This is a genomic window from Bradyrhizobium genosp. SA-4 str. CB756, from assembly GCF_000473125.1.
GTDB classification, from domain to species: Bacteria; Pseudomonadota; Alphaproteobacteria; order Rhizobiales; family Xanthobacteraceae; genus Bradyrhizobium; species Bradyrhizobium arachidis.
The window spans coordinates 3,976,479-4,002,038 of the sequence record NZ_KI421499.1; the positions used below are offsets into that span (position 1 = coordinate 3,976,479).

A 25,560-nucleotide genomic window follows, 5' to 3' on the forward strand; every position below is an offset into this window, starting at 1 on the left:
CCAATCGAACCGCCGATCGGCCGGATTCGATTTGGGCAATCCGGGCGCCAAACTGCATGCAATTGGTGCGCTGGATTGGCGCAGGCCTGTGCTAAAGAGGAGCTTTCGACCCTTCCCCTCAAGGATTCGCCGATGGCGGCGCGCCCCACCAGCAAGACTTCCGAATCGTCCGACAAGGTCAGCGTGATCTGCCGCGCACTCAGGCGCGCAATCATCGAGCAGGCGCTCGAGCCCGGCGCCAAGCTGCCGGAGGATTCGCTCGGCGAGCGTTTCGGCGTCAGCCGCACCATTGCCCGCCATGCACTGGGGCAGCTCGCCGCCGAAGGTCTGGTCGAGCTGCGCCGCAACCGCATCGCGGTGGTGGCAACGCCAAGCTGGCAGGAGGCGCGCGATGCCTTCGATATCCGCATCGAGCTCGAGCGCCTTGTCGTGCGCCAGCTCGCGGGCAAGCTGACCAAGGCCCAGATCGCCGAGCTGAACGCCCATGTCGATGCCGAGGACCGCGCGCGCGGCGGCACGGATGCGGTCTCGATCCGGCTCGCCACTGAATTCCACATCCTGCTCGCGCAGATGACGAACAGCCCGATCCTGGTGCGCTATGTCAGCGAGGTCGCCTATCGCTGCTGCCTGACGCTGTCGCTCTACAGCCGGCCGCATTCGACCGAATGCGCCATCAACGAGCACCGCGCCATCATCTCGGCGCTCGCCAAGGGCGACGAGGCCAAGGTGATGGACTTGATGCATCATCACCTGGATTCCGTGGCCAATCGCGCGCTGGTCGCCCCCACCCCGCAACGCGGCCGCGATCTCCTCGACATCCTCGCGCCTTATGCCGACGAGGTGACGAGCGACCGCGTCGTCAAGCTGCAGAAGATTGCGAGAAGAAGCTAGGCCTCGATCCCGCGCTGAACCAGGATGCGCTCGGCGCTGTCGTTCCAGACGTCCATCTTGACGATCTGCCCGCCCCTCACGACGAAGCGATCGACATAGCGGTTGCCCTCGAACGGCGTGCCGTCCATCCACTCGCCATAGAGCGTGCCGACGCTGTAGACGACAGTCTCATCAGCGCCCGGGCAGACGTCGAACCGGTCCATCTTCTTCTTGACCCAGCGATAGCGCTTTGCGTTGAAGCCGGTCGGCCCGCGCGGATGATCGAACTCGCGCCCGCCGGTGAACGTGATCACCGTGCCCGGCTTCATATAGGCCGCAGCGGCATCGGGATCGGGTATCATCGAGGCCGTCAGATACGCCTCCACGATCTCGGCGTCAGTCATCGGGCGTTCGGCTTTGACGGGGGCGGACATGGCGGGTTTCTCCGGAGTGCCGGCATTCTACAATTCAGGCCTCAAAGTGCATGCACATTTTTTGGACAATTTGATGCCTCGATTGCACACAATCTGGAGCTGCCCGCTCCTCCAGCTTCCGCTAGGCTATCACAGCTGAATCCGCCGCCATGACCACCCAAGCCGCCTTCGACCTGATCTTCCGCAACGCGCTGTTGCGATCATCCGCCGCACCCGTCGATATCGGCGTGAAGGACGGCCGCATTGCCGCGATCGAGCCCCGGCTCGCCTGCGACGCCGTCGCAATCGACCTCGGCGGGCACCTGGCCCTGCCCGGCTTCGTCGACACCCACATCCATCTCGACAAGGCCTGCCTGCTTGGCCGCTGCGGGCACGATCACGGCAGCGTCTCGGAAGCCATCCGCGCCGTGGCCGGCATGAAGAAGGATTTTACCGTCGAGGACGTCTATGCGCGTGGCGCCCGCGTGCTCGAACGCGCCATCGTGCACGGCACGACCCGCATGCGCACGCATGTCGAGATCGACCCGCGCATCGGCCTCCGCGGCTTCGAGGCGGTCAAGGCGCTGAAGCGCGACTATGCCTGGGCGATCGACCTGGAGCTCTGCGTCTTCCCGCAGGAAGGCCTGACCAACGATCCCGGGGCCGAAGAGCTGCTGGTCCAGGCGCTGCGCGATGGCGGCGAAGCGATCGGCGGCTGCCCCTATATGGACACCGACCCGAACGCCCATCTCGCGCGCATCTTCGATCTTGCGCAGGATTTCGACGTCGACGTCGACCTCCATCTCGACTTCGACCTCGATCCCTCGTGGTGGCATCTCGACGAGGTCTGCCGGCAGACCGAGCGGCGCAACTATGGGGGACGCGTCGCGATCGGGCACGCCACAAAACTGTCGGCCTTGCCGCCGGAGCGGCTGAAGGCCGCCACCGCGCAACTGGCGAAAGCGGGCGTCGCCGTCACCGTACTGCCGGCGACCGACCTCTACCTCATGGGCCGCGAAGCCACCCACAACGCGCCGCGCGGGCTGACGCTGGCCCACAAGCTCGCCGGCGACGGCGTGCTGTGCTCGGTCGCGACCAACAACGTGCTCAATCCCTTCACGCCGTTCGGCGATGCCTCGCTGCTGCGGATGGCGAATTTCTACGCCAATGTCGCGCACGCCGCGGTCAGCGATTTCGACACCTGCCTCGATCTCGTGACCGACCTGCCGGCGCGGCTAATGAATCTCGGCGATTACGGCATCAAGGTCGGCAATCCCGCCGATCTCGTCGTGCTCGACACGCAAGACAGCCGCTTCGCCATCGCCGAGCTGCCGGATGTCGTGATGGGGTTCAAGCGCGGCCGGCAGACGTTTGAACGGCAACGGCCGACGCTGTTCCGCCCCGGACGCTGAACGGCCATCGCCTTCCCGCATCTTGCGCCGTCCGCGGCGCTTGCGCGACTATCGCTACAATCAATCAACGGAGGAACCAAAATGGCCTTCGAAAAGATCTTCCTGAACGCGCGCTTCGACGGCGGATCTCGCCATCACATCGCGGTCAAGGACGGCCGTATCGCTGCGATAACGCCCGTCGATGAGAGTCCCGCCGCGAACGAGGCCATCGACCTCAACAACGCCCTCGTCGTTCCCGGCTTCGTCGAAGGCCACATCCATCTCGATACCAGCTTCTACGGCGATGCCTGGCGGCCCCACAAGCCGTGCACCAACGGTTTCGACGTGCATGAGCGCGTCGCCTTCCAGGCCGAGAACATGGCTGAGGCTGCGCCGATGGATGTGCGGGCGCGCAACCAGCTCGATCTCTGCATCGGACACGGCACCACGCAGATGCGCAGCCATGTCATGGTGGACGGTTCCGTCGGCCTCAAATCGCTCGAGACCATCTTGCGCGTGCGCGAGGAGTACCGCGACTTGATCGATATCCAGCTCGTCGCCTTTCCCCAGAGCGGCATTTTGGCGAGCCCGGGCACGCCGCAATTGCTGGACGAGGCCATCGGTCTCGGTGCTGATCTCGTCGGCGGGCTCGATCCCGCGAGTTTCGACCGCGACGTCGAGAAGCATCTCGACGTGGTGTTCGGCGTCGCGGGCAAGCATGGCGTAGATGTCGACATTCACCTGCACGACATGGGCACGCTCGGTGCCTTCGAGATCGAGCAGATCGCGGCGCGCACGCGCGCGCTCGGAATGGAAGGCCATGTTGCGGTCAGCCATGCCTATGGGCTCGGCGACATCTCAGCCGACCACCTCAAGAAGATGGCCGAGTTGCTCGCGCGCTCGGGCGTCGCGATCATGACGAACGCGCCGGGCGCGCGGCCGTTTCCACCGATCCTTGCCTTGCGCAATGCCGGCGTCACCGTCTTCAGCGGCAACGACAACATCCGGGATTCCTGGTGGCCCTATGGCGACGGCGACATGCTGCGCCGGGCGACCACGCTCGGCTATCGCTCCGGCTTCAATATCGACGAGGAGCTGCGCACCGCGTTCGATGTCATCACCGAAGCTGGTGCAAAGGCTCTCCGGCTTGCAGGCTATGGCCTGCGCGTCGGCGCCAAGGCCGATTTCGTCACGCTCAACGCCGGACACGTTCCCGAGGCCGTCGTCGCGGTGCCGCAAGGCCGCGCTGTTTACAAGGCAGGTATGCTCGTCGCGTCGAACGGTAAGATGGTCGGGAGACATCGATGATCGCTGGACCATTCGGGCCCGATTCACCGCCAATTCGCCCCGAAATCCCGGTCCCGCAAAATCCCGGACCGTAGCTGCCCGCGTTGCGAGGTCGGCCGCAGTGATCATACTGGGAGATGCGCACTGACCAACTGCGCTCTCCGGGGAAGTCATGGATTTGTTCAGCGCATTCGGCGGCATCGATTATCAGTCGATCCGGGCCAGCACGCCCGCCGAAGCGGCCATCAAGCGATTGAACGGCATCGGCGAAGTGCTGTCGGGCCTCGATATCTCGGCGATCCAGACCGAGAGCGACATGGCTCACGCGCTCTGGGCGCTCGATACGGCCGACAAATGCATTCGCATGATCCTGACCGAGTTCCGCGCCGAGCGCAGCACTGACGTCGTCCGCAAGGCCAAGAGCCTGATCGGCTTGATCGAGCAAGCGCGCGACGAAATTTCCGGCTATGGCGACGGCGGCAAGCCCCCGAGCCGAACGCGCGCGGTCAGCGCTTGATCTTGGCGAGGATGCGGTCTGCCTCGGTGCGCCAATCGGCGCTGCGGGCGAACTCCTTCGTTCCCTTCTTGCCGAACAGACCTTCATCGGCGAGATCGGCAATCCAGGCCTGACGCTCAGCCGTGCCCTGCGCCGACCACGGCGTCAGCCCCGCCTCGCGCACGGTTTCGGCGACCTCGCGCGCTTCCTCGGCCCGGCGGCGGCCGTGCTCGATCACGCGCTGGAAGAAATAGGCGCCCTGCTTCTCCCAATCGATGGCGGGAAAGGTTTCCCTAAGCGAGGCCAGCACCGCGTCCTCGACGCCATAGGCCCGCGCGGTGGTGAAGCTTTCGATGACCATGGCCTCGAGGCCCTTGATCATGATGCTGCGGCACATCTTGACGGCCGAGGACACGCCAAGCTTGTCGCTCGCGACCTTCGCGGCAAAGCCGATCGCGTTCAGGAGCGGCTCCAGCTCCTTCGCGCCGGGACCACCGAGCAACAGCGGCACCTTGATCCGGTACGGCGGCACCGAGGTCATCACGGCGCCCTCGACATAGCGTCCCGCGGCAGCGTCGATCAGCGCAGCGGCGCGCTGCGTGGCGCCGGGCGAGGCCGAATTGAAATCGAGAAACCACGTGCCCTGGTTGATCGCGGCCGCGCAGGCCTTTGCGACCGGAACGGCCTGGCTCGCGGTGACGGCGGAGATGATGAAATCGGATTTTGCAGTCAGCTCGGCGTGAGACGCCGCGAGCGTCACCCCGTGCTTCGCCGCATGCTCCGTCAGCGGCGCGCCGTGCTCGGTCCCGAGCTTGATGTCATAGGCTGCGACCTTGATGTCCTGCTGGCGCAAATCCTCGGCAAGGATGCGGCCGACCTCGCCATAGCCGACCAGCCCGATCTGCCACCGTTTCGGATCCGCCATCAGTTCAATCCTCGTGTCGTCTCGTCGAACAGTTCCTCGACCGCATAGCGGCGCGGGATCAGCGCCTGCTGGAATGCGTAGTCGACGATCAGCTCCAACGGTTTTCGGTTCGCCTCGATCCCGAACGGAACGAGGTCCGGTGTCGCCGCAGTGCCCATCTGCTGCTTGTTGCGCTTGAGCAGATCATAGACGCCCGCGACCACGTCGGGACGCGATTTCGCGAGCGGCTCGGTCACGACCACGAGATGATTGACCGGCACGACGCCGCGCCGCGCGTACCATTTGGCCGCTTCCGCGGAAGGATCGGGGAAGAGCGGCTTCAGCTTGGGATCGTTGGAGGTCTCGCCGAGGACGGCATCGAGCTCGCCGTCGATGAGCATCTGAAGGACCTTCTTGTCCTTCGGCGCACGCTCGGTGGTGTCGATATATTCGGCGACGTGCGGGTTCTCGAAGGTGACCCATTTGATCTTGTCGAGATTGACGCCGTAGTCGTTGGCGAGGATGCCCCTGATCCAGGCGCCGGTCGTGGTCGTAAACGAGCGGATGCCGACCCGCTTGCCTTCGAGATCGGACGGTCCGAGTGTTCCCTTCGCCGGATTGTAGAGCGCATAGGAATGCTGGAAGCGCCCCATCATGGTCGCCGGCAGCAGCACCAGCGGCTTGCCGTGCGCCTTCGCCATCAGAAAAGTGACGATCGCCATCTCGCAGACGTCGAACGCCTGCTCGCGCACCATCGGCTTGAACGCCGTATTGGTGGGTGTGTATTCAACGAAATCGAGGTCGAAGAGGTCGGAGCGGAGCTCGCCGCTCTTCACCGCTTTGACATGGGGATGACTGCCGAGCACGGCCTTCAGCTTGAGACGATCCATCCGCCCGCTCCGCTTCTCTTATCCGCTCAGACGTCCTCGGGATGGTCCACATAGACAAGGCCCGCCTTCGCCAAGGCCTCGCGCATGCTGTACATGTCGAGCCCCAGCTCACCCGAGGCGAGCCGCTTGCGCTTGCCGCCCTCGTCGGCGTTGCGCTTCTTCGCCTTCTCCGCGACCTCGGCGGCGTAACGCTTCGGCACCACGACGACACCGTCGTCATCGGCGACGATAATGTCGCCGGGATCGACGTTGACGCCGGCGCAGACCACGGGAACGTTGACCGAGCCGAGCGTCGCCTTGACCGTGCCCTTGGCCGAAACCGCACGCGACCACACCGGAAAGTTCATCTCGTGCAGCGCTTTGACGTCACGACAGCCAGCATCGATGACCAGCCCCTGCACGCCGCGCGCCTGGAGCGAGGTCGCCAGCAGCTCGCCGAACATGCCGTCGGTATTGTCGGTGGTGCAGCCGACGACGAGGATGTCGCCCTTCTTGCACTGCTCGACCGCGACATGGATCATCCAATTGTCGCCGGGCTGCGCCAGCACGGTGACAGCTGGACCGGCAATCGAGGCGCCCGCCCAGACGGGGCGCAGATACGGCTTCATCAGGCCGATGCGACCATAGGCCTCGTGCACAGTCGAGACGCCGTATTCCGCCATGCCGGCGGGATCGGCCCGCTCAATGTTGCGAACGACGACGGGCTTCATGCCAGCTCCTCCGCAACGGTCGGGAACAGGCGCTGATAGGCCTCGCCATAGGTCATGGGCACGCCGGTGTTGCGGCTGCCCTGGATGCCGCGGTTGAGCGCGACGCGCTCGTAATAGCCCCAGAGGTGCTTCTGCGCGGCCAGGATCTGGAACGCTTCGTACTTCTGCGTCCAGACCTCGTCGATCTTGAGTAGCAAGTCCGGCTTGTAGTTGCACTGCTCGGGCTGGTGCGGCTCGAACAGGAACACCGGCGGCGCGGAATATTTGTACTGCGCGCCGGGCTTGTGACCCATGGCCTGCGCGACCACGCGCGTCTCCTGGGCGAAATGCGCCGCGTTCGGATGGTCGAAATTATAGGGGTCTTCCAGTGCATGGGTCAGCACGAAGCTCGGATTGAGCTCGCGGTAGATGTCGACCATGCGGTCGAAATGCGCTTCCGTCAGCTTGAGCGGATAGTCGCCGCAATCGAAGAACTCGATCTCGGCCCCTAACAGCTTAGCGGCCCGCTCTGCCTCGTCCTTGCGGCCGGCCTTGACCGATTCCAGCGTCGCGCCCTTCTCCTTCCAGGCGAACTGACTCTCGCCGCGCTCGCCGAAGGACATGCAGACGATCTTCATGCGATAGCCCTTCTTCGCATGCAGCGCGATGGCGCCGCCGGCACGCCAAACGAAATCGCCGGGATGGGCGGTAACGACAAGACCTGTTTTCATGGGACAAACTCCCCTCTTCGTTCGTAAGCAGCATAGGCCGCCTGCCGCATGCAGGAAGCCAATTCATCAGGCCGCGACGGCCGCCGGTTCCTCGCCGTCGAGCACGCGCTTCAACCGCTCGCCGTCGAGCGCGCCTTCCCATTTGGCAATCGCGATGGTCGCAACCGCGTTCCCGATCAGATTGGTCGGCGTCAGTCCCTGCGACATCAGGCGGTGGATGCCGAGCACCAGCGCCACGCTCGTCACCGGGATGGAGCCTGTGGCCGAGAGCGTCGCCGCCAGCACGACGAAGGCGGCGCCTGCGATCCCCGCCGCGCCCTTGGAGGTCACGAGCAGGATCAGCAAGAGCTCGATCTGCTCGGCGAGTCCGAACGGCGTGTTGGTCGCCTGCGCGAGGAACACCGAGGCGGCGGCAAGATAGAGACAGGTGCCATCGAGATTGAAGGAATAGCCGGTCGGGATCACGAGCCCCACCACGCTCTTCTCGCAGCCGGCCTTCTCCAGCTTGGTCAGCATTCGCGGCAGCACCGTCTCGGACGACGTCGTGGCGATGCAGATCAGCAGCTCCTCCCAGATGTAGCGGATCAGCTTGAGCAGCGAGAAGCCGCACAAACGCGCGACGGGGCCGAGCGCCACGAAGATGAAGACCACGCAGGTCAGATAAAAACCGCCGAGCAGCTTGCCGAGCGAGGCCAGCGAGCCCACGCCGAACTTGCCGACGGTAAAGGCAATCGCGCCGAACGCGCCGATTGGCGCCGCCCACATCACGAAGCCGACCACCGCGAACACCATCTTGGCGGCGATGTCGATCAGGCTCACCAGCGGCGCGGCACGCTCGCCAAGCTGCACCAGCGCGAAGCCGCACAGCACGGAGATAAATAGCACCTGGAGGATGTTGCCTTCCGCGAAGGCACCGATGAACGTCGCGGGCACGATGTTGAGGAGAAACGGCACGAAGCCGATGGCGCCGGTCTGCTTGACGTAAGGCTCGATCGCGCTGGCATTGATGCTGGCGGGATCGATGTTCATGCCGACGCCGGGCCGGAGCAGGTTAACCGCGACGAGACCGATGATCAGCGCGATCGTCGTCATGATCTCGAAATAGATGATCGCCTTCACCGCGACGCGCCCGACGCGCGCCATGTCGGCCATATGGGCAATGCCGTGCACGACGGTGCAGAAGATGATCGGCGCGATCAGCATCCGGATCGCTTTGATGAAGGCATCCCCCAGCGGTTGCATCTTGGCGCCCGCCTCGGGGCTAACGATCCCAAGCGCGATGCCGGCCGCCATGGCGATGAGCACCTGGATCCAGAGCTCCTTCCACCAGGCGCGGCCGCGCGGCTTGTCGATCGCCATAGCGGTCATCGGTCGAACTCGAACAGGCGCGCGGGATTGTCGACGAGAATCTTCTGCTGGAACTCCGGCTCCGGCGCGAACAACGGAATCAGGTCGACGAGATCGCCGTCGTTCGGCATCACCTTGACGTTGGGATGCGGCCAGTCGGTGCCCCAGATGACGCGGTCGGGCGCGGTCTCGACGATCTTGCGCGCGAACGGCACCGCGTCGGTGAAGGGCGGGCCGGCCGAGGAGACACGTTCAGAGCCGCAGATCTTGACCCAGCACTTCTCGTCGCGCTGCATCAGCTCGATCAATATCTTGAAGGGAAGCTGATCAAGCCCCTCGGAGGCCTTCACCCGGCCCATATGGTCGATGGTGTAGCTCAGCGGCAGCCTCGTCAGCATGTCGGCATATTCAGGCAGGTCGATCGCATCGAAATGCAGATCGATGTGCCAGCCAAGCGGCGCGACCATCGCGATGATACGGTTGAACACGCGCTTGTCGGGGACGCCGCCGAGATGGCGGACGAAATTGAAGCGGCAGCCGCGGAAGCCGCCCTCGTGCAGCACCTGGAGCCCGCGCTCGGTGATCGTGTCGTCGATATTGGCGACCGCGCGATACGCGCCATTGCTTTGTGCGATCGCATCCAGCGCCACCGTGTTGTCGGTGCCGTGCACGCTGGCATTGACGATGACGGCGCGCTCGACGCCGAGCTTGGCGTGCAGCGCGCGAAAATCCTCAAGCGGCGCGTCCGGCGGCGTGTAGGAGCGATCTGGCGCGTAAGGATATTTCGAGCCCGGCCCGAAGATGTGGCAATGCGCATCGCACGACAGCTTCGGCAGCTTGAATTTTGGCGTGCGCGTGTTCGGATCGGGTGGCGGAATGGTGGGTGTGTACATCATCGTCGTCAGGTGAACTTGAATAGCCGAGCGGGGTTGTCGACCAGCAGCTTTTGCCGGACTTTCTCATCAAGCGCGTAGAGGGGAATGAGGTCGACGAGATCGCCGTCATTCGGCATGACCTTGACGTTCGGATGCGGCCAGTCGGTGCCCCAGATGACGCGATCGGGCGCATTTTCGATCAGCGCCTTCGCGAACGGCACAGCGTCGTGGAACGGCTTGCCGGCCGCGGATGCGCGCTCCAGGCCCGTGATCTTGACCCAGCACTTCTCGTCCTTCTTCTGGAGGTCGAGCAGCGCGGTGAAGCCGGGATCATCCAACCCCTTCCCCGCCTGCACCGTGCCCATGTGATCGATCACGTAAGGCGTCGGCAGCGCGGTGAGGATCGGCGCGAACTCGGGAATCGTGCCCGGCTCGAAATACACGTCGATATGCCAGCCGAGCTCCGCGACGCGATGCACGATGCGCTGGAACTTGTTCATGTCGCCGACGCCGCCGAGGCGCTTGAGGAAGGCGAAGCGGCAGCCGCAGATGCCGCCCTTGTCGAGCGCCGCCAGCTCCTTCTCGGTCATCTCGTCATTGACGTTGGCGATGCCCTTGTAGGCGCCCTCGCTCTGGGCGATGGCATCGGTGACGACGCGATTGTCGGTGCCATGCACGGTGGCATTGACGATGACACAGCGCTCGACGCCGATCTTCTCATGGAGGCTGCGGAACATCTCCAGCGGCGCATCGGCCGTGTTGTAGGGCCGCTTTTCCGCGAACGGATAACGCGAGGCCGGCCCGAAGATGTGGGTATGGCTGTCGCAGGACTTTGGCGGCAGCTTGAAGGAGGGCGTTTTGGGATTTGGGTCCGGCGGCGCGATGGTCGGCATCGCCTTCGGCTCGGTGCCTTGCGCGTTCACCTCCCCCGCAAGCGCCGCGCCGGCCAATCCGGTCAAGAGATGCAAGCACTCCCGCCTGTTCATATCCTAAAGCACCCAGTCACATGGACCGCTTGCGAGCGGAAACGCTGGATGCGCTCCCCTCAGCGGTCTCTTTCAAGTCTTGCTGCTTGCGACACTCCGCCGCCGTGCCGGCGCAGCCTGATCAAGCGCCGGTGCCTGGAACGCAGCGACGGTGGCTTGCACCAGTTGCTCGATCGCGCCCGCGGCATCGCTGCCGTCGGCCTCGCCGCGCGACAGGCGCGAGACGCGATCCGGCGTCACCAGCGAATAATAGAGTGCACCGAGCAGGAAGTGGCTGCGCCAGACGATGTCGGTGCGCGGAATGTGCGGCAGGCTCTCGTGGATCGCATCGATGAAGGCGTGGCTGGTGTCGTCGAAGGTCTGCGCGATGATCTTTCGCGCGACCTCGTTGCCTTCCGCCGACATCACGGCGCGCAGCCGCGTGAAGCGCGCGCCCCCGCCGGCGAGATCGCTGCCGGAGGTAAAGGCCGGCACCACATAGGCCCGCACGATCGCCTCGAGCCGATCCTGGAGATCGCGCACGCGTTTTGCGGCGGCGAGCAGCTCGGAACGGCGCAAATTCATCGCCCCGCAATGGCGCCGGTAGATTTCCAGCAGCAGGCCGTCCTTGGTCTTGAAATGATAGGTGACGCTGCCGGGATTGGCCCCGGCGGCCTGTGCGATGTCGCGCACCGAGACGGCGTTGAAGCCGTTGGTGGCGAACAGCTCCTCGGCCGCGGCGAGAATCGCCTCGCGCATGTTCGGCTTGCGGGCCGTTTCCTTGCTGGTGGGCTTGCGTACCATGTGATTTGTACTATCGTACAAAAGATCAGGTCTCGTCAACAAAAACCATGGGCAGGGTCCGGACGGCTCGGAGACCGCCGCCAGGCGCGCAAACGCCCTTAAGGAGTGCTGGGAATGCTGGGTTTGAACAAGACAATCGGCCGACTCGCGGTCGGTGCAGGCTTGCTGCTGGCTGCGAACGCCGCGCAGGCCGCCGACACTTATCCGAGCAAGCCGGTCCACATTCTCGTGCCCTATGCGGCCGGCGGTGCGGTCGACGTGCTCGCGCGCACGCTGGCCCAGGCGCTGGCGAAGACTTGGGGCCAGCAGCCTGTGATCGACAACCGTCCCGGCGCCGGCGGCATCGTCGCCTCGCAGGCGCTGACGCAGGCCGCGCCGGACGGCTACACGCTGATCCTGGTCGCCAGCGGCCATCCGCTCAACCAGTTTATCTATCCAAGCGTGCCCTACGACACGTTCAAGGATTTCACCGCGATCACCGAGGTCGCCTCCTCGCCGCTCGCGATCGTGGTGGCGAAGGACAGCCCCTACAAGACGCTCGGCGATCTCCTTGCCGCCGCCAAGAAGGAGCCGGACAAGCTCTCCTACGGCATGTCCGGCAACGGCACCTCCGCGCATCTCGCCGGCGAGCTGCTCAAACACATGTCCGGCACCAAGATCGTCGCGATCCCCTACAAGGGCGGCGCGCCGGCGCTGACCGCCGTGATCGCCGGCGAGATCCCCCTCAGCATCAACCCGCTTGCGGAAGCGATCGGCCAGCTCGAAGGCGGCCCGGTGCGCGCGCTCGCGGTGACCTCGGCCGAGCGCTCCAAGGCGCTGCCGAACGTCCCGACCGTCGCCGAGTCCGGTGTCCCCGGCTACGACGTCTCGGTCTGGTGGGGCGTGCTTGGACCGGCAAAGATGCCGCCGGAAATCGTGGCAAAGCTCGAGACCGATCTGAAGGCGGCGCTGCAGGATCCGAATGTGCTGTCGACGCTCGGCAAGATCGGTGCGGCCCCGGTCGGCTCCTCCGCCAAGGACTTTGACGCCTACATGCATGCGGAGGCGACCAAGTGGGAGCCGGTGCTGAAGGCCGCCGACATCCGCGCGCAGTGAGGTCTTCCGCATGAGGACCTCTTCTGTGCTATTTACGCGCACCGTCCTGCTCGCGGCGGCGATCATCGGTTTCATCGGCGCGCCCGCGCGCGCCGATGGCGAAGCAAAGCTGCTGGCGCCGAGCGGCACCTTGCGCGTCGGCATCTATCCGGGCAGCCCGACCTCGATGATCACAGATGCGAGCGGCAAGCCGCACGGCCTCGCCTATGATCTCGGCGGCGAGCTGGCCAAACGGCTCGGCGTCGGCGTCGACTATGTTCGGTTTCAGCGCGTCGCCGACATCGTGACCGCGATCCATGACGGCCAGGTTGATTTCACCGTGACCAACGCCACGCCGGCTCGCGCCAATGAGGTCAGCTTCAGCCAGCCGGTACTCTCGATCGAGCTCGGCTATCTCGTTCCCGCGAACTCGCCGATCAGAGAGATCAAGGATATCGACAAGCCAGGCGTGAAGATCGGCGTGACCAAGGGCTCGACCTCCGAGCGCACCCTGCCCGCCAGGTTCAAGAACGCGACCATCGTTCCCGCCGAGAGCGTCAAGGTCGCCATCGGCATGTTTGGCCGAGCCGAGATCGATCTCTACGCCACCAACAAGCCGACGCTGTTCGAAATGTCCGACCAGATGCCGGGCGCAAAGATCCTCGACGGCAATTGGGGCGCCGAGCATATGGCGATCGCGATCCCCAAAGGACGCGAGGCCGCGCTTCCCCTGCTCAATAGCTTCGTCGCGGAAGAGCAGTCATCCGGCGCGCTGGATACGATCCAGCAGCAGGCGGGCCTGCGCGGCACGATCAAGGTTCAATAACGGCCGCGCTTTCAATTGTGGGCGCTCGCCCGCATCTTCTCCGGCGCGGCGGGGCGCTGGAGCAATTCGATATCGTCGCCACCGCCCTGTGGGATCAGGATCGCGCGCTCGCGCGGCAGGGCTTCCGGCATCTCGTCGCGGATGAAGGCGATCAGCTTCTCCCGCATCTCGCAGCGCAGGTCCCAGGATTGCGGTGCGTTCCGTGCGCTGACCAGCGCGCGAAGCTCGATGGTGCGCGAATCTGCGTCGATCACCTGGAGATTGACCACCGCGCCGTCCCACAGCTTGGATTCCTTTACCGCACCCTCCAGCCAGCGCCGGATCCGCGGCACGTCGGCGCGATAATCGACATGGAGCGCGATCACGCCGATCAGGGACGCCGTGTCGCGGGTCCAGTTCTGGAACGGCTTTTCGATGAAATAGGACAACGGCACCACCATGCGCCGCCAGTCCCACAGCCGGATCACCACATAAGTGGCGGCGATATCCTCGACCCAGCCCCACTCGTTCTCGATGATCACCGCATCCTCGATGCGGATCGGCTGCGTGATCGCGATCTGCAAGCCTGCGATCAGGTTGCTGAGCAGCGGCCGCGCGGCGAGACCGACGATGATACCGGCGGCGCCGGCGGAGGCGAACAGGCTGACGCCGTACTGCCTGACCGAATCGAACGTCATCAGCGCGGTCGACACCGTGATGATGACGATGATGATGTCGGTGACGCGCTTGAACACCCGCACCTGAGTGACGTGCTTGCGTGCGACGAAATTCTCGGTGACGTCACGAAAGTTCTGCAGATAGCGCGCCGCGCTCATGTCGACGATCCGGATCGAGATCCAGCCGATCAGCGCGATGAAGGCGACCACGAACAGGCTGGTCAGCGGCATGCGGAACGCGTCGCTGAGTGGCGCGAGCGGCAGAACCAATGCGACGGCGGCGAGGCAAAGGGCCAGTTGGGCGGGCCCCGACGTGCGCTCGATGAACACGCTGATGAGAGGCAGGCGAGTTCCGAAGGCGCGGTTGAGCAGCCAGGCCGCGAATCGGTGGAACGACAGCGCAAGCAGGATGGCCCCGGCAACCAGGCCGAGACCGATGATCCATGAGGGAATCCACCCGAACATCTTATCGATGTCGGCCATGAGAGCCTGCCAATTCATTCACGTCCCCGGATTTGCATTCGCTGCTCGCCAACGCGTTCCGCCCGGCTTCGCTCCCCTGCCTCACGCAACGCAGCATTCTCCTGGTGCAACCGTGCCGAATTGCGCTAATTTGAGGCATACATGACCAGACGCACCGGCAGCGCCAATCTTCCTCTTCACACCGGGCGGGTTCCGCCGTGGCTGGCGAGCCGCATGGCCTCGCTCGGGGCGATCGTCACGCAGGCGATCGTGCTCCATTACGGGCGCGATGCATTCCTGCAGCGTCTATCGCATCCGTTCTGGTTCCAGTCTTTCGGCGCCGTGATGGGGATGGATTGGCACTCCTCGGGCATCACGACCTCGGTGATCGGCGCGCTGAAGCGCGGCCTCGGACCGCTCCAGGACGAGCTTGGCATCTATGTCTGCGGCGGCCGCGGCCAGCATTCGCGCAAGACACCGGACGAGCTGTTGCAGCTCGGCGATCGCGTCGGCTTCGACGGCGTGAGCCTCACCCGCGCCAGCCGCCTCGTGGCGAAAGTCGACAGCGCCGCGGTGCAGGACGGGTTTGACCTTTATCTGCACGGCTTCTTCGTCACGACCGACGGCAAATGGACGGTGGTGCAGCAGGGCATGAACGGCGACAAGCGCCAGGCCCGCCGCTATCACTGGCATTCCGAGGCGCTGAAGAGTTTTGTCGACGCGCCGCACAGCGCGATCGACGGGCCGCAGCAGGGCGAGATCGTCAACCTCACCGACCATCGCGCCGATATCTCGCGCACCGCGCAGCTCGAGCTGCTGAACGATCTCGGTCCGGATCGCATCCTCACCGAATTCGAGCGGCTCACTGGAACGGCGCCGGAGCCGGCACAGGCCATGCTGCCGCACCTGATCATGACTGATCATCACGATGTCAGGCCCAAGGACGTGTTCGCGCGGCGCCTGCATGGAACCCTCGCCGCCGCGGCCGAGCGCGGCCCGGTCGATTTCCCGGAGCTATTGCTAACACCCGGCGTCGGCGCGCGCACGGTGCGCTCGCTGGCGATGGTCGCCGAGGTCGTGCATGGCGCGCCCTATCGTTTCAGGGATCCCGCGCGCTTCTCGCTCGCCCATGGCGGCAAGGACCGGCATCCCTACCCCGTCCCGATCAAGGTCTATGACGAGACCATCCGTGTGCTGAAGGGCGCGATCCAGAACGCAAAGCTCGGGCGCGAGGAAGAGATGCAGGCGATCAAGCGCCTCGACGAGCAGGCGCGGCGGCTCGAGCGCACCGCGCGCGGGCCGTCGGTCGAAGCCTACATTGCCGGCGAGCGCGCGGCTTCGCCCCATCTCGACGGCCGCTCCGTGTTCGGCTGGGAGCGTGATCTTGCCGCCACAAAAAATCGGACCGGCTGAGGGCCGGTCCGCGAGGTCGTCGGTCGCGGAGGACACGACCGAAGTTGATCTTCTCAGGTCTCAGTCTTCATCATCGCTTCCGAGCCGGTTGGCAGAGTGATCCTGATATTGCTCGGTCTGGATCGACTTGCTGTCCATGCCGCGGATGTCGGAATGCTGCTTCTTGTCTCGGTTGGACAGCACCATGTTGTCGCCGATCTTCTCCTTGGGCACTTCGGCGAAGGCGCCGGTGCCGTCGCTCTTGCCGTGCATGCCGGACCTGAAATGCGTCTTGCTGCCATGTCCACTTGGCATTGATCTCTCCTCTTGCAGTGATCCGTCCGGCTCCTGGCGGATCATTTTCGCGGCTTCTGACCACCCTCGTTGGGGCCAGTGCCGCGCTCGCTGTCATCAGCGGCGCGCAATGCCTGATCCAGCTCGCGCGCATCGGGCGTGTCAGGCTTGCGCTCGAGAATGCGCATCTGCTGCTCGTGGGTTTTCTTGCCTTGCATCTACGGTCTCCGGCCTCTGCGGGGCGCGCCGCTGTGCGCGACGTCCTTGTCGATACCGCCTGCGAACGTCACGTCATTTTCGCGGTCGCCCTCGATCGTGTTCTCGCCGAGCGCATCCACGATATCGTCGGGCGATGCGCTCGCCATGTTTGCGCCCTTGGATCCGCCGATCAGCGGATTGTCGCGAAGATCCTTGCTCGTCGGTGCGTATAGTTTCGCGTGCTTGCTGCTCATGCCCGATTAGCCTCCGCCCTTGTCCGCGGGGTCGTGCCGGTGATGGGAATCGCGCTCGCCTCCGCCGCCGGACACGCGGCTGTGGCTGCGCTGCGGATCGTCAGGCGCGGGCTTCTTGACCTCCAGCGGCGCCTTCGCATTTTCATGCGAGGCGCCGGGTCCGCCCTGACGAATGCTGTTCGGTGTCTTGGTGGATGTCGACATCAGTGTCGCCCTCCTCAGCGGTCCTGCTGGTAGCCCTGATTGGTCGTGTTCTGCTTGATGTTGCCTTGCTGGCCCTGCTGGTCAGGATTTTGCGCGCGCTGCTGGCCATGCGCCGCCTGATCCGCGGCCGCCTGCTTGCTGTCGCCAGTTCCCTTCGTGCTTTGATTGGCTGGTGGAACGGGTGGCATCTTGCCAGTCATGGTGTGCCTCCGAGAGATGGGAAACCCTTGCGGCGGGTGGCACGGAACTCGTGCCGGACTTTCGTCGCCGCGAGGTCTCAGGACAACGATGGCCACCACACCCCGTTCCTGACGGATCGCACCACGCGAAGATTTCGAAAGAAGATTTCGAGAGAAGAAGCGTCAGCTCGCTTGAGCCAGGGAACGATCAACTGTCGCGGATGCCGCAGCCGTCACCTGTGTTCCCTCGGACTCGGCTGTGACCGGAAGTTTCGCAATCATGCGAATGCCGGGCCGCTTGCGCCAACGAATCGGCGATGGATCGACGGCAAGACCGAGCCGCGGCCAGCGCGTGAACAAGGCCTCGAGCGCGCAACTCGCCTCGATCCGCGCGAGCTGATGTCCGAGACAGAAATGAATTCCCGTGCCGAAGGACATATGGCGGTTCGGCTTGCGTTCGAGATCGAGCCGTTCCGGCTGGTCGTGCACTGCAGGGTCCATGTTCGCGGCGGCGAGCATGACCATGACGCGATCGCCCTTCTTCAGGCGCACGCCGTCAAGCTCGATGTCCCGCCGCACATAGCGCGGTTTTGAAAATTGCACGGGCGAGACGAAACGCAAGAACTCCTCGACGGCGAGGGCCGCGCGGGCCCAGTCCTGTTCCAGCCAATCACGCAAGCCGGGATTTCTCAGCAGCTCGTAGACCGAGCCGCTGATGAGATGCGTCGTTGTCTCCGAGCCCGCCGCCAGCAGCAGGAACACCATCGCCACCATTTCGTCCGGCGTGATCTGGCCGCCCTCGCGTTCGACCTGGACCAGCTCGGCAATCAGCCCCTCGCCGCCCTGCTCGCGCGCGATCTGCAACTGCTCCGCCAGATACGCGCGCATGTTGCGGAAGGCGAACAACAGGCGGACGAAGCTGACGACATTCGTCAGCGAGGACATCGCATTGGCCCAGGCGATGAATCTCGGGCGATCGGCCATGGGCAGGCCGAGCAGCTCCGAAATCACCGACAGTGGCAGGATGCGCGCATAGCGCTCGACGAGATCGGCCGGGCTTCCGGCCGCGAAAAGCTTTGACGCGAGATCGTCGGCAATGGCACGGATGCGCGGCTCCATCGCCACGATGGCGCGGCGGCGGAACGCCTCGTCGACGATGCTGCGCAGCCGCGTATGATCAGGCTCGTCCATCGTCAGCATGTTGTTGGCGATGGTGGTGACGAGTTTTGGCATCCACCAGCGGATGCCCGCGACGCCGCCGCCTTCCTTGCGCAGCGTGAAGGTCGCGCCGTCCTTCAGCACTTGGGCGGTTGCATCGTGCGTGGTCGTGATCCAGACGTCGCCGACCAGGGGAAAGCGCGTCGCGACCACGGGGCCCTGCCCGCGCAACGCGGCGATCGCCCTGGGCGGATCGCGAAAGAAGGCCTCGCTGGTGAAATCGAGGCGCGGTGTCATGGGATCACCGGGTTGGTTGGTGGCGCCTCAACCAGATGGGATGCGGGGCGGCCGGCGCAAGAGCCGGAAACCGCCTCGCGGGCGGGCGCGAGATGCCTATCCGCGCCCGGACGAGCGCTGGCCGGTCTTGCGCTGCTGCTGGTTGGTATAGGCGTCCCAATGGCTCCAGCTGCCGTTGCTGAGGCTTTGCAGATCGGTGCCGAGCGGACGGCGCGTGCGCTTGTCGTGATCGGCGATGACGCGCTCGGACTGCCCGATCTTGCGCTTGAGTTCCGCGATCGCCTTCTGGGTCTGCCCGTTCCGCTTCGAGGACGCGATCTCGCCCATCGTGAAGCGCGCGGTCTCGAGCGCCTTCAACTCGGCGCGGTTCTTCTTCAACTGGACCCGGTGCCAGGCGATGTTGCTGTCGCTGTCTGCAACCATGTGGGAACTCCGCTGATTCGTTCCCACAAGTGTATCAAGCGCCGAATCGACGGGGCAACGCCCGCGCCGCGGCGAAAATGCGGTCTTATTGAGCAGGAATTCCGAGTTTAGCGCTCTGCAAACGCCTTTTCGACCACGAACTGGGCCGGCTCGCCGTGATTGCCTTCGACGAAGCCGCGCTCGCCGAGCAGCACGCGGGTGTCCGCCACCAGCGCCGGACTGCCGCAGATCATGACGCGGTCGTGGGCGGCTTCCAGCCCCGGCAGGCCGATATCGCTGAACAGCTTGCCTGACGTGATGAGGTCGGTGATGCGGCCGCGGTTGCGGAAGGGATCGCGGGTCACGGTCGGGTAGTAGATCAGCTGCTCGCGGATGTACTCGCCGATCAGTTCATCCTTCGGCAGCGTCTCGGTGATCATCTCGCCATAGGCGAGCTCCTTCACGTGGCGGCAGCCGTGCAGCAGCACGACCTTCTCGAACCGCTCATAGGTCTCGGGGTCCTTGATCACGCTCAGGAACGGCGCGAGGCCCGTGCCGGTGCCGATGAGGTAGAGGTTGCGGCCCTCTTCCAGATTGTCGATGACGAGCGTGCCGGTGGCCTTGCGGCTGACGATGATCTCGTCGCCTTCCTTGAGGTGCTGGAGCCGCGAGGTCAGCGGTCCGTCCGGCACCTTGATCGAGAAGAATTCGAGGGTGTCCTCGTAATTGGCGCTGGCGACGCTGTAGGCCCGCAGCAACGGCTTCTCGCCGACCTTGAGCCCGATCATGGTGAATTCGCCGTTGCGGAAGCGGAAGGTCGGGCTGCGGGTGGTCTTGAAGGAGAACAGCGTGTCGGTCCAGTGGTGGACGCTCAGAACGCTTTCCTGATTGAAATTGCTCATCTCACCTTCCCTGTCGCGTCAATTGCGGTTTCCGAGGCGGGCAGCTATGCGTCGTTTGTACACGATCATTCGTATACTAATGAATAATCCTGCTTGATCCCGGGGTCAAGCCTGCCCAAGATCGCGAGCGTTGCAGTTAGGAATAAGGAGCCCTTCCATGGCGCATGACGCACTCCAGGCCACCGGACCCTCGAAGCTCGTGATCCGCAATATCGGCCTGATCCTGTCCGGCGCCCTGGAAAAGCCGATCCTGGACGGCGACACCATCGTCGCCGAGAACGGCAAGATCACCGCGATCGGCCGCTTCAAGGACCTCAATACGGAAGGCGCGACCACCATCGTCGATGCCAACGGCACGACGGTGACCCCCGGCCTGATCGACAGCCACGTCCACCCCGTCGCAGGCGACTGGACGCCGCGCCAGAACCAGATCAACTGGATCGACAGCTCGCTCCACGGCGGCATCACCACCATGATCTCGGCGGGTGAAGTGCACATGCCCGGCCGCCCTCGTGACGTCGTCGGCCTCAAGGCGATGGCGATCTTCGCCCAGCGCGCGTTCTGGACCTTGCGTCCGGGCGGCGTGAAGGTGCACGCCGGTGCGCCCGTGATCGAATGCGAGATGGTCGAGGAAGATTTCAAGGAAATGGCCGCCGCCGGCGTCAAGCTGCTCGGCGAGGTCGGCCTCGGCGGCGTGAAAGACGGCCCCACAGCGCGGAAAATGGTCGGCTGGGCGCGCAAATACGGCATCCAGAGCACGATCCACACCGGCGGTCCGTCGATCCCCGGCTCCGGCCTGATCGACAAGGACGTGGTGCTGGAGGCCGACACCGACGTGGTCGGTCACATCAATGGCGGCCACACTGCCCTGCCCGACGACCAGATCCGCTGCATCTGCGAGGGTTGCAAGCGCGGGCTCGAGATCGTTCACAACGGCAACGAGCGCTCGGCGCTCTACACGCTGCGCATTGCGCGCGAAATGAACGAGCTGCATCGCGTTATCCTCGGCACCGACGGGCCGGCCGGCTCCGGCGTGCAGCCGCTCGGCATTTTGCGCATGGTCTCGATGCTGTCGTCGATCGGCGAGTTGCCGGCCGAAATCGCATTCTGTCTCGCCACTGGCAATACCGCGCGGATGCGCGCGCTCGATTGCGGTCTCATCGAGGTCGGCCGCGCCGCCGATTTCGTCATCATGGACAAGGCGCAGCACTCGCCCGGCAAGAACATCCTGGAGAGCGTCCAGCTCGGCGACCTCCCCGGCATCGGCATGACCATCATCGACGGCATCGTGCGCACCCAGCGCAGCCGCAACACCCCGCCGGCCGGCCGGGTGCCGGAGGTGGTGGCGAAGTGACGGCACTTGCCGTCATTCCGGGGCGCGCGTCAGCGCGAACCCGGAATCTCGCGCGACAATCTCTGGATTCCGGGTTCACGCGCGATGCGCGTGCCCCGGAATGACGAGCACCTCACCTCGGTATCGTAGGGTGGGCAAAGCGAAGCGTGCCCACCACAGCGCCTGTGAAGTGAGAGATCGCGGGCACGGCGCTTTGTGCCTTTGCCCACCCTACGGCACCTACTTCACCGCAGCTTGTTCAACAGCCCCATCAGCGTTTCGCGCTCTTTCGCATCGAGCGGCGCCAACGTCTCGCGCGTGATCGCGAGTGCGTTCGGCGCAAGCTTCTCCGCCAGCTGCTGGCCGGCGCGCGTGAGACTCACCAAGAGCCGCCGGCCATCCTCGGGGTCCTGGCTCGTTTCGGTGAGGCCGCGCGCGGTCAGGCGGTCGATCACGCCCTTGATGGTCGCGACGTCCATTGCCGTCAGCCGACCGAGCTGGTTCTGCGAACACGCCCCGGTCTCGGCAAGCTTCGACAACGCCGCCCATTGCGTCGGCGTCAGGTTGGTGCCGATGTCGCGGGAGAAGATCGCGCTGTGGCGCTGCCAGACCTGGCGCAGGATGAAGCCGACCTGCTCGTCGAGCACGTAAGGCGACTTGGAAGGCGATTTGGCCGGCTTGACGCCCTTCTTCACCGCGACGCTTCTCGCCATCCCTTCCCCACCCCTCACAACGACAGATGCGCGTCGCGGATATCCGGACGCGCGTCGAGCTCGGCCATGGTGCCGCCGAAGCAGATGCGGCCGCGCTCGATGATATAGGCGCGATCGGAGATCAACCGCGCGAAATGCAAATTCTGCTCGGAGACGACGATGCTGACGCCCTCCTTCTTCATGGTCAGGATGGCATCGACCATCTGCTCCACGATCTTCGGCGACAGGCCTTCCGAGGGCTCGTCCAGCAGCACCAGCGACGGATTGCCCATCAGCGTGCGCGCGATGGTCAGCATCTGCTGCTCGCCACCGCTCATGCGGCCGCCCGGACGGTCCTTCATTTCGCCGAGATTGGGAAACAGCGCGAACAGCTTTTCGCGCGTCCAGTGCGGGGCGTTTGGCCGCTTCGGCTGACGGCCGACTTCGAGATTCTCCTCCACCGTCAAATCAGTGAAGATGCGCCGCTCCTCCGGCACATAGCCGAGCCCCTCGCGCACGATCTCATGCGTCGGCTTCGCCGAGACGTCCTTGCCCTCGAACATGATGCGGCCTGAGCGCTGCGCCACGAGGCCGACGATCGAGCGGAACGTCGTCGACTTGCCGGCGCCGTTGCGCCCGAGCAGCGCCACCACCTCGCCCTCGCCGACCTCGAAACCGATATCGAACAGGATGTGCGCCGGGCCGTAATGGCTGTTGAGGTCCTGCACCGAGAGCTTCATGCCGAGGTCCCCTCGCGATGGCGGGCATCGTAGACGAGGCCCTCGCCGAGATAGACCGCCTGCACCTGCGGATTCCCGCGCACCTCGGCCGGCGAGCCCTCGGCGATCAGCGTGCCGCGATTGAGCACGATGATGCGGTCGGCATGCTCGAACACGACGTCCATGTCGTGCTCGGTGAAGAGCACGCCGATGGATTTCTCCCTCGCGATTTGCGCGGTGAGCCGCATCAAATCGACGCGCTCGCGCGGCGCCATGCCCGCAGTCGGCTCATCCATCAAGAGGAGCTTCGGCTGGTTTGCAAGCGCCACCGCAAGCTCGAGGCGCTTGAGGTCGCCATAGGCGAGCTCGCCGCAGGGCCGATCGGCATAGCCCCCCATGCCGACCAGCTCCAGCAGCCGGCCGGCCTCGCCGCGATCGAAATGCGGCGCGGAGCCAAAGAGATTGAACAGCTGCTTCCCGTGCGAGATCAGCGCGACCTGCACGTTCTCGCGCACGGTCATGGTGGCGAAGGTCGCGGTGATCTGGAAGGTCCGCCCGACACCCATGCGCCAGATCTCGCGCGGCTTCTTGCCTGTGGTCTCCTCGCCGAGCAGACGAACATGGCCGCTATCGGGCTTGTTCTGGCCGTTGAGCATGTCGAAGCAGGTGCTCTTGCCCGCGCCGTTCGGCCCGATCAGCGCAAGGATCTCGCCGGCGCGCAGTGAGAACGAGACGCCACGCACTGCGTGGATGCCGCCATAGGATTTGGTCAGGCCTTCGACCACAAGAAGTGTGGGTGCAACGCTCATTCGGCGGACTCGATCGGCTTGGCCAACAAGGGTGATCCCGGCGGCGATGACTTCCGGCGGCGCTGCGCCAGCATCTCCAGCATGCCGACGATGCCCTTGGGGAAGACGACGACGATCAGCACGATGAAGCCGCCGAGCACGAGTTTCGACAGATCGGTCTGGCTCACCAGCCAGATGTTCAATGCCTTGTAGACGATGGCGCCGATCACCGCGCCCGACACGGTCTCGACGCCGCCGAGCAGCACCATGACGAGTGCGTCGACGGAGAGCGAGATGCCGAGATTATCAGGGAAGACGCTGCCCTTGAGGTAGGCGAACAGCGCTCCGCCAATGCCGGCGGTGGTGCCCGCGATCACGAAGGCGGTCCACTGGATGCGCTTGGCGTTGATGCCGACGGCTTCGCTGCGCAGCAGCGAGTCGCGCGTGGCACGCAGCGCGTAGCCGAACGGCGAGAACACCATGATCCGCAACGCGACGGTGACGAGCGCGGCAACACCGAGCGCCAGCCAGTAGAAGTGCGACGGGCTCGCCGCCCACTTCTCGGGCCACACGCCGAGAATGCCGTTGTCGCCGCCTGTTACGTTCACCCACTGGAACGCGATCGACCAGACGATCTGCGCGAAGGCGAGCGTCAGCATTGCGAAATAGACGCCTGAGAGCTGCACGGCGAAGAAGCCGAACACGGCGGCGCCCATGCAGCCGAGCAGCGGTCCGAGCAAGAGGCACACGATCATCGGCAGCCCCGCCATCTTGGCGAGGAAGGCGACGCCGTAGGCGCCGAGGCCGAAATAGGCGGCGTGGCCGAACGACGCGAGACCGCCGACCGACATCAGGAAATGCAAGGAGACGGCGAAGATCACGAAGATCGCAATCTCGGAGCCAACCGTGAGGAGATAATTGCCGGCAAACAGCGGCAGCATCGCCGCGATCACGAGCGCGGCAAGCGCAGCCAGCCGCTCGTTCGAGGTCAGCGGCCGCCAGGGATTGACGGTGAGACCCGGTGTCTTGCGCGCGGCCGCCTCCGGCTTGCCGAACAGGCCCCAGGGGCGGACGATCAGCACCACCGCCATCACCAGGAAGACTAGGATGATGGAGATTTTCGGGAAGATCAGGATGCCGAAGGCATTGAGCTCGGACACCAGCACCGCCGCGACGAACGCGCCGACGATGCTGCCGAGGCCGCCGATCACGACCACGACGAAGACCTCGACGATGATGCGCAGGTCCATGGCGTGATGTACCGCATCGCGCGGGATCTGGAGCGCACCGCCGAGGGCGGCGAGGAAGACGCCGACCGCGAAGACGCTCGTGAACAGCCATTTCTGATTGACGCCGAGCGCTGCGACCATGTCGCGGTCCTGCGTCGCGGCGCGCACCAGCACGCCCCATCGCGTGCGCTGGAACAACAGCCAGAGAATGCCGAGCACGACCGGGCCGAGCACGATCAGGAACAGGTCGTAGCTCGGGATGTTCTGGCCGAAGAAATCGATCGCGCCCTTGAAGCCCGGCGCGCGGCGGCCGACGAGATCGTCGGGACCCCAGATCAGCACGACGAGATCCTCGACCATCAGGGTCAGGCCGAAGGTCGCGAGCAGCTGGAACAATTCTGGCGCATGATAGATGCGGCGGAGCAAGACCATCTCGACCAGCACGCCGATCAGCGCCACCGCAAGCGCGGCCAGCACGATGCTGCCCCAGAAGCCGAACGCGCCGGACAGCCGCTCCGTCAGCGTGAAGGCGATATAGGCGCCGATCATGTAGAAGGCGCCATGCGCGAAATTCACGATCCGCGTCACGCCAAAGATGATCGACAGGCCCGAGGCCACCAGGAACAGCGACGCTGCGCTGGCAAGACCTGTCAGAAACTGTACGACGTAAAAGGCCATCGGCGGTCCGGGTTAGGTGTTTGGTTCACCTCTCCCCGCTTGCGGGGAGAGGTCGAATTTGCGCAACGCGCAAATTCGGGTGAGGGGGAGTCTCCGCGGGGCTCACTATCACCTCCCTCGCGGAGGCTCCCCCTCACCCCGACCCTCTCCCCGCAAGCGGA

Annotated in this window: 30 protein-coding genes; 8 read left to right on the plus strand and 22 right to left on the minus strand. The window is 64.8% G+C overall.

From position 1 onward, the window contains the following. Positions 1-132: 132 nt before the first annotated feature. A complete protein-coding gene (locus BRAGE_RS0119645) occupies positions 133-891 on the plus strand; it encodes a GntR family transcriptional regulator (protein WP_027557325.1) in 759 nt (252 codons plus the stop codon). Here the strand turns inward: BRAGE_RS0119645 and BRAGE_RS0119650 are convergent. Continuing rightward, a complete protein-coding gene (locus BRAGE_RS0119650) occupies positions 888-1,304 on the minus strand; it encodes a hypothetical protein (protein ID WP_027557324.1) in 417 nt (138 codons plus the stop codon). The two genes, BRAGE_RS0119645 and BRAGE_RS0119650, sit on opposite strands and share 4 nt — an antisense overlap. Positions 1,305-1,453: 149 nt before the next feature. Here BRAGE_RS0119650 and BRAGE_RS0119655 point away from each other — a divergent pair, with 149 nt between their 5' ends. The 3 genes from BRAGE_RS0119655 to BRAGE_RS0119665 all read left to right on the plus strand — a co-directional run bounded on the left by BRAGE_RS0119655 (position 1,454) and on the right by BRAGE_RS0119665 (position 4,478). Further along, a complete protein-coding gene (locus BRAGE_RS0119655; protein WP_027557323.1) occupies positions 1,454-2,695 on the plus strand; it encodes an amidohydrolase family protein in 1,242 nt (413 codons plus the stop codon). An 81-nt stretch (positions 2,696-2,776) separates the two neighbouring features. Continuing rightward, positions 2,777-3,982 (plus strand): amidohydrolase family protein, encoded by a 1,206-nt coding sequence (locus BRAGE_RS0119660; protein WP_027557322.1) that lies wholly within the window; start codon positions 2,777-2,779, stop codon positions 3,980-3,982. A gap of 157 nt (positions 3,983-4,139) precedes the next feature. Continuing rightward, entirely contained in the window at positions 4,140-4,478 is a 339-nt protein-coding gene (locus tag BRAGE_RS0119665; protein WP_035731322.1) for a hypothetical protein, read from the plus strand. Here BRAGE_RS0119665 and BRAGE_RS0119670 read toward each other — a convergent pair. The 8 genes from BRAGE_RS0119670 to BRAGE_RS0119705 all read right to left on the minus strand — a co-directional run bounded on the left by BRAGE_RS0119670 (position 4,468) and on the right by BRAGE_RS0119705 (position 11,662). Beyond that, positions 4,468-5,385, minus strand: a complete 918-nt coding sequence (locus tag BRAGE_RS0119670; protein WP_027557320.1) for a DUF1932 domain-containing protein — start codon at positions 5,383-5,385, stop codon at positions 4,468-4,470. The genes BRAGE_RS0119665 and BRAGE_RS0119670 overlap by 11 nt on opposite strands. Further along, positions 5,382-6,251: an ABC transporter substrate-binding protein gene (locus BRAGE_RS0119675; RefSeq protein ID WP_027557319.1), complete on the minus strand. Its 870-nt coding sequence runs from the start codon at positions 6,249-6,251 to the stop codon at positions 5,382-5,384. Before BRAGE_RS0119675 ends, BRAGE_RS0119670 begins: the two co-directional genes overlap by 4 nt. Before the next feature lie 26 nt (positions 6,252-6,277). Beyond that, a complete protein-coding gene (locus BRAGE_RS0119680) occupies positions 6,278-6,961 on the minus strand; it encodes a 4-carboxy-4-hydroxy-2-oxoadipate aldolase/oxaloacetate decarboxylase (RefSeq protein WP_027557318.1) in 684 nt (227 codons plus the stop codon). Continuing rightward, positions 6,958-7,671, minus strand: coding sequence for a PIG-L deacetylase family protein (locus BRAGE_RS0119685; RefSeq protein ID WP_027557317.1), 714 nt, complete (start codon positions 7,669-7,671; stop codon positions 6,958-6,960). Before BRAGE_RS0119685 ends, BRAGE_RS0119680 begins: the two co-directional genes overlap by 4 nt. A 66-nt stretch (positions 7,672-7,737) precedes the next feature. Then, positions 7,738-9,039, minus strand: coding sequence for a C4-dicarboxylate transporter DctA (gene dctA / locus BRAGE_RS0119690; RefSeq protein ID WP_027557316.1), 1,302 nt, complete (start codon positions 9,037-9,039; stop codon positions 7,738-7,740). Continuing rightward, complete coding sequence (locus tag BRAGE_RS0119695) at positions 9,036-9,914, minus strand: amidohydrolase family protein (RefSeq protein ID WP_035729874.1); 879 nt, start codon at positions 9,912-9,914, stop codon at positions 9,036-9,038. The genes dctA and BRAGE_RS0119695 overlap by 4 nt, the downstream gene beginning before the upstream one ends. A gap of 5 nt (positions 9,915-9,919) precedes the next feature. After that, positions 9,920-10,879 carry an amidohydrolase family protein gene (locus tag BRAGE_RS0119700; RefSeq protein ID WP_027557314.1) on the minus strand — a complete coding sequence of 320 codons (960 nt, stop codon included), beginning with the start codon at positions 10,877-10,879 and terminating at the stop codon, positions 9,920-9,922. Positions 10,880-10,951: 72 nt separating this feature from the next. Then, a complete protein-coding gene (locus BRAGE_RS0119705) occupies positions 10,952-11,662 on the minus strand; it encodes a TetR/AcrR family transcriptional regulator (protein WP_027557313.1) in 711 nt (236 codons plus the stop codon). A gap of 114 nt (positions 11,663-11,776) precedes the next feature. On the opposite strand from BRAGE_RS0119705, the gene BRAGE_RS0119710 reads away from it, so the two are divergent. Both BRAGE_RS0119710 and BRAGE_RS0119715 read left to right on the plus strand, forming a co-directional pair. After that, the gene (locus BRAGE_RS0119710) at positions 11,777-12,757 is read left to right on the plus strand and encodes a tripartite tricarboxylate transporter substrate binding protein (protein ID WP_027557312.1); all 981 of its coding nucleotides are present in this window, start codon (positions 11,777-11,779) and stop codon (positions 12,755-12,757) included. A 10-nt stretch (positions 12,758-12,767) separates the two neighbouring features. Next, entirely contained in the window at positions 12,768-13,562 is a 795-nt protein-coding gene (locus BRAGE_RS0119715; RefSeq protein ID WP_027557311.1) for an ABC transporter substrate-binding protein, read from the plus strand. An 11-nt stretch (positions 13,563-13,573) separates the two neighbouring features. On the opposite strand, the gene BRAGE_RS0119720 is transcribed toward BRAGE_RS0119715, so the two are convergent. Beyond that, a complete protein-coding gene (locus BRAGE_RS0119720; protein ID WP_027557310.1) occupies positions 13,574-14,719 on the minus strand; it encodes a mechanosensitive ion channel family protein in 1,146 nt (381 codons plus the stop codon). A 123-nt stretch (positions 14,720-14,842) separates the two neighbouring features. Between BRAGE_RS0119720 and BRAGE_RS0119725 the strand changes: the two genes are divergently transcribed. Next, a complete protein-coding gene (locus BRAGE_RS0119725) occupies positions 14,843-16,093 on the plus strand; it encodes a DUF763 domain-containing protein (RefSeq protein WP_027557309.1) in 1,251 nt (416 codons plus the stop codon). A 60-nt stretch (positions 16,094-16,153) separates the two neighbouring features. On the opposite strand, the gene BRAGE_RS0119730 is transcribed toward BRAGE_RS0119725, so the two are convergent. The 8 genes from BRAGE_RS0119730 to BRAGE_RS0119765 form a co-directional block, all read right to left on the minus strand. Then, on the minus strand, positions 16,154-16,387 hold the full coding sequence (locus tag BRAGE_RS0119730; protein ID WP_027557308.1) for a hypothetical protein: 234 nt from the start codon (positions 16,385-16,387) through the stop codon (positions 16,154-16,156). A gap of 41 nt (positions 16,388-16,428) precedes the next feature. Further along, positions 16,429-16,584, minus strand: a complete 156-nt coding sequence (locus tag BRAGE_RS54655) for a hypothetical protein (protein ID WP_156950868.1) — start codon at positions 16,582-16,584, stop codon at positions 16,429-16,431. Then, positions 16,585-16,818, minus strand: coding sequence for a hypothetical protein (locus tag BRAGE_RS0119740; protein ID WP_027557307.1), 234 nt, complete (start codon positions 16,816-16,818; stop codon positions 16,585-16,587). It abuts the gene before it with no gap. Between the two features lie 6 nt (positions 16,819-16,824). Continuing rightward, complete coding sequence (locus BRAGE_RS0119745) at positions 16,825-17,022, minus strand: hypothetical protein (RefSeq protein ID WP_027557306.1); 198 nt, start codon at positions 17,020-17,022, stop codon at positions 16,825-16,827. Between the two features lie 14 nt (positions 17,023-17,036). Beyond that, entirely contained in the window at positions 17,037-17,222 is a 186-nt protein-coding gene (locus BRAGE_RS0119750) for a hypothetical protein (RefSeq protein WP_027557305.1), read from the minus strand. Positions 17,223-17,384: 162 nt separating this feature from the next. Then, positions 17,385-18,656: a cytochrome P450 gene (locus BRAGE_RS0119755; protein ID WP_027557304.1), complete on the minus strand. Its 1,272-nt coding sequence runs from the start codon at positions 18,654-18,656 to the stop codon at positions 17,385-17,387. A gap of 96 nt (positions 18,657-18,752) precedes the next feature. Beyond that, positions 18,753-19,079: a hypothetical protein gene (locus tag BRAGE_RS0119760; protein WP_027557303.1), complete on the minus strand. Its 327-nt coding sequence runs from the start codon at positions 19,077-19,079 to the stop codon at positions 18,753-18,755. A gap of 107 nt (positions 19,080-19,186) precedes the next feature. Further along, the gene (locus BRAGE_RS0119765) at positions 19,187-19,960 is read right to left on the minus strand and encodes a ferredoxin--NADP reductase (RefSeq protein ID WP_027557302.1); all 774 of its coding nucleotides are present in this window, start codon (positions 19,958-19,960) and stop codon (positions 19,187-19,189) included. A 157-nt stretch (positions 19,961-20,117) separates the two neighbouring features. Between BRAGE_RS0119765 and BRAGE_RS0119770 the strand changes: the two genes are divergently transcribed. Beyond that, positions 20,118-21,314, plus strand: a complete 1,197-nt coding sequence (locus BRAGE_RS0119770) for an amidohydrolase family protein (protein ID WP_027557301.1) — start codon at positions 20,118-20,120, stop codon at positions 21,312-21,314. A 224-nt stretch (positions 21,315-21,538) separates the two neighbouring features. Here the strand turns inward: BRAGE_RS0119770 and BRAGE_RS0119775 are convergent, their stop codons facing one another. From BRAGE_RS0119775 to BRAGE_RS0119790, 4 genes are read right to left on the minus strand one after another with little or no spacing between them, the layout of a single operon-like run. Further along, positions 21,539-22,006, minus strand: a complete 468-nt coding sequence (locus BRAGE_RS0119775) for a MarR family winged helix-turn-helix transcriptional regulator (protein WP_027557300.1) — start codon at positions 22,004-22,006, stop codon at positions 21,539-21,541. Positions 22,007-22,020: 14 nt separating this feature from the next. Further along, entirely contained in the window at positions 22,021-22,725 is a 705-nt protein-coding gene (locus tag BRAGE_RS0119780) for an ABC transporter ATP-binding protein (protein ID WP_027557299.1), read from the minus strand. Next, positions 22,722-23,513, minus strand: coding sequence for an ABC transporter ATP-binding protein (locus tag BRAGE_RS0119785; protein WP_027557298.1), 792 nt, complete (start codon positions 23,511-23,513; stop codon positions 22,722-22,724). Before BRAGE_RS0119785 ends, BRAGE_RS0119780 begins: the two co-directional genes overlap by 4 nt. Beyond that, a complete protein-coding gene (locus BRAGE_RS0119790; RefSeq protein ID WP_027557297.1) occupies positions 23,510-25,399 on the minus strand; it encodes an ABC transporter permease in 1,890 nt (629 codons plus the stop codon). The genes BRAGE_RS0119785 and BRAGE_RS0119790 overlap by 4 nt, the downstream gene beginning before the upstream one ends. Positions 25,400-25,560 lie beyond the last annotated feature (161 nt).

Excerpts from the sequence above, each read along its gene's own strand:
- BRAGE_RS0119680 (WP_027557318.1), bottom strand. The coding sequence starts at position 6,961 with ATGAAGCCCGTCGTCGTTCGCAACATTGAGCGGGCCGATCCCGCCGGC.
- BRAGE_RS0119675 (WP_027557319.1), bottom strand. The coding sequence starts at position 6,251 with ATGGATCGTCTCAAGCTGAAGGCCGTGCTCGGCAGTCATCCCCATGTC.
- BRAGE_RS0119785 (WP_027557298.1), bottom strand. The coding sequence starts at position 23,513 with ATGAGCGTTGCACCCACACTTCTTGTGGTCGAAGGCCTGACCAAATCC.
- BRAGE_RS0119790 (WP_027557297.1), bottom strand. The coding sequence starts at position 25,399 with ATGGCCTTTTACGTCGTACAGTTTCTGACAGGTCTTGCCAGCGCAGCG.
- BRAGE_RS0119650 (WP_027557324.1), bottom strand. The coding sequence starts at position 1,304 with ATGTCCGCCCCCGTCAAAGCCGAACGCCCGATGACTGACGCCGAGATC.
- BRAGE_RS0119660 (WP_027557322.1), top strand. The coding sequence starts at position 2,777 with ATGGCCTTCGAAAAGATCTTCCTGAACGCGCGCTTCGACGGCGGATCT.
- BRAGE_RS0119745 (WP_027557306.1), bottom strand. The coding sequence starts at position 17,022 with ATGTCGACATCCACCAAGACACCGAACAGCATTCGTCAGGGCGGACCC.
- BRAGE_RS0119645 (WP_027557325.1), top strand. The coding sequence starts at position 133 with ATGGCGGCGCGCCCCACCAGCAAGACTTCCGAATCGTCCGACAAGGTC.
- BRAGE_RS0119705 (WP_027557313.1), bottom strand. The coding sequence starts at position 11,662 with ATGGTACGCAAGCCCACCAGCAAGGAAACGGCCCGCAAGCCGAACATG.
- BRAGE_RS54655 (WP_156950868.1), bottom strand. The coding sequence starts at position 16,584 with ATGCAAGGCAAGAAAACCCACGAGCAGCAGATGCGCATTCTCGAGCGC.
- BRAGE_RS0119755 (WP_027557304.1), bottom strand. The coding sequence starts at position 18,656 with ATGACACCGCGCCTCGATTTCACCAGCGAGGCCTTCTTTCGCGATCCG.
- BRAGE_RS0119765 (WP_027557302.1), bottom strand. The coding sequence starts at position 19,960 with ATGAGCAATTTCAATCAGGAAAGCGTTCTGAGCGTCCACCACTGGACC.
- BRAGE_RS0119685 (WP_027557317.1), bottom strand. The coding sequence starts at position 7,671 with ATGAAAACAGGTCTTGTCGTTACCGCCCATCCCGGCGATTTCGTTTGG.
- BRAGE_RS0119775 (WP_027557300.1), bottom strand. The coding sequence starts at position 22,006 with ATGGCGAGAAGCGTCGCGGTGAAGAAGGGCGTCAAGCCGGCCAAATCG.
- BRAGE_RS0119780 (WP_027557299.1), bottom strand. The coding sequence starts at position 22,725 with ATGAAGCTCTCGGTGCAGGACCTCAACAGCCATTACGGCCCGGCGCAC.
- BRAGE_RS0119750 (WP_027557305.1), bottom strand. The coding sequence starts at position 17,222 with ATGACTGGCAAGATGCCACCCGTTCCACCAGCCAATCAAAGCACGAAG.
- BRAGE_RS0119730 (WP_027557308.1), bottom strand. The coding sequence starts at position 16,387 with ATGCCAAGTGGACATGGCAGCAAGACGCATTTCAGGTCCGGCATGCAC.
- BRAGE_RS0119655 (WP_027557323.1), top strand. The coding sequence starts at position 1,454 with ATGACCACCCAAGCCGCCTTCGACCTGATCTTCCGCAACGCGCTGTTG.
- BRAGE_RS0119710 (WP_027557312.1), top strand. The coding sequence starts at position 11,777 with ATGCTGGGTTTGAACAAGACAATCGGCCGACTCGCGGTCGGTGCAGGC.
- BRAGE_RS0119740 (WP_027557307.1), bottom strand. The coding sequence starts at position 16,818 with ATGAGCAGCAAGCACGCGAAACTATACGCACCGACGAGCAAGGATCTT.
- BRAGE_RS0119695 (WP_035729874.1), bottom strand. The coding sequence starts at position 9,914 with ATGATGTACACACCCACCATTCCGCCACCCGATCCGAACACGCGCACG.
- BRAGE_RS0119770 (WP_027557301.1), top strand. The coding sequence starts at position 20,118 with ATGGCGCATGACGCACTCCAGGCCACCGGACCCTCGAAGCTCGTGATC.
- BRAGE_RS0119720 (WP_027557310.1), bottom strand. The coding sequence starts at position 14,719 with ATGAATTGGCAGGCTCTCATGGCCGACATCGATAAGATGTTCGGGTGG.
- dctA (WP_027557316.1), bottom strand. The coding sequence starts at position 9,039 with ATGACCGCTATGGCGATCGACAAGCCGCGCGGCCGCGCCTGGTGGAAG.
- BRAGE_RS0119760 (WP_027557303.1), bottom strand. The coding sequence starts at position 19,079 with ATGGTTGCAGACAGCGACAGCAACATCGCCTGGCACCGGGTCCAGTTG.
- BRAGE_RS0119725 (WP_027557309.1), top strand. The coding sequence starts at position 14,843 with ATGACCAGACGCACCGGCAGCGCCAATCTTCCTCTTCACACCGGGCGG.
- BRAGE_RS0119715 (WP_027557311.1), top strand. The coding sequence starts at position 12,768 with ATGAGGACCTCTTCTGTGCTATTTACGCGCACCGTCCTGCTCGCGGCG.
- BRAGE_RS0119700 (WP_027557314.1), bottom strand. The coding sequence starts at position 10,879 with ATGAACAGGCGGGAGTGCTTGCATCTCTTGACCGGATTGGCCGGCGCG.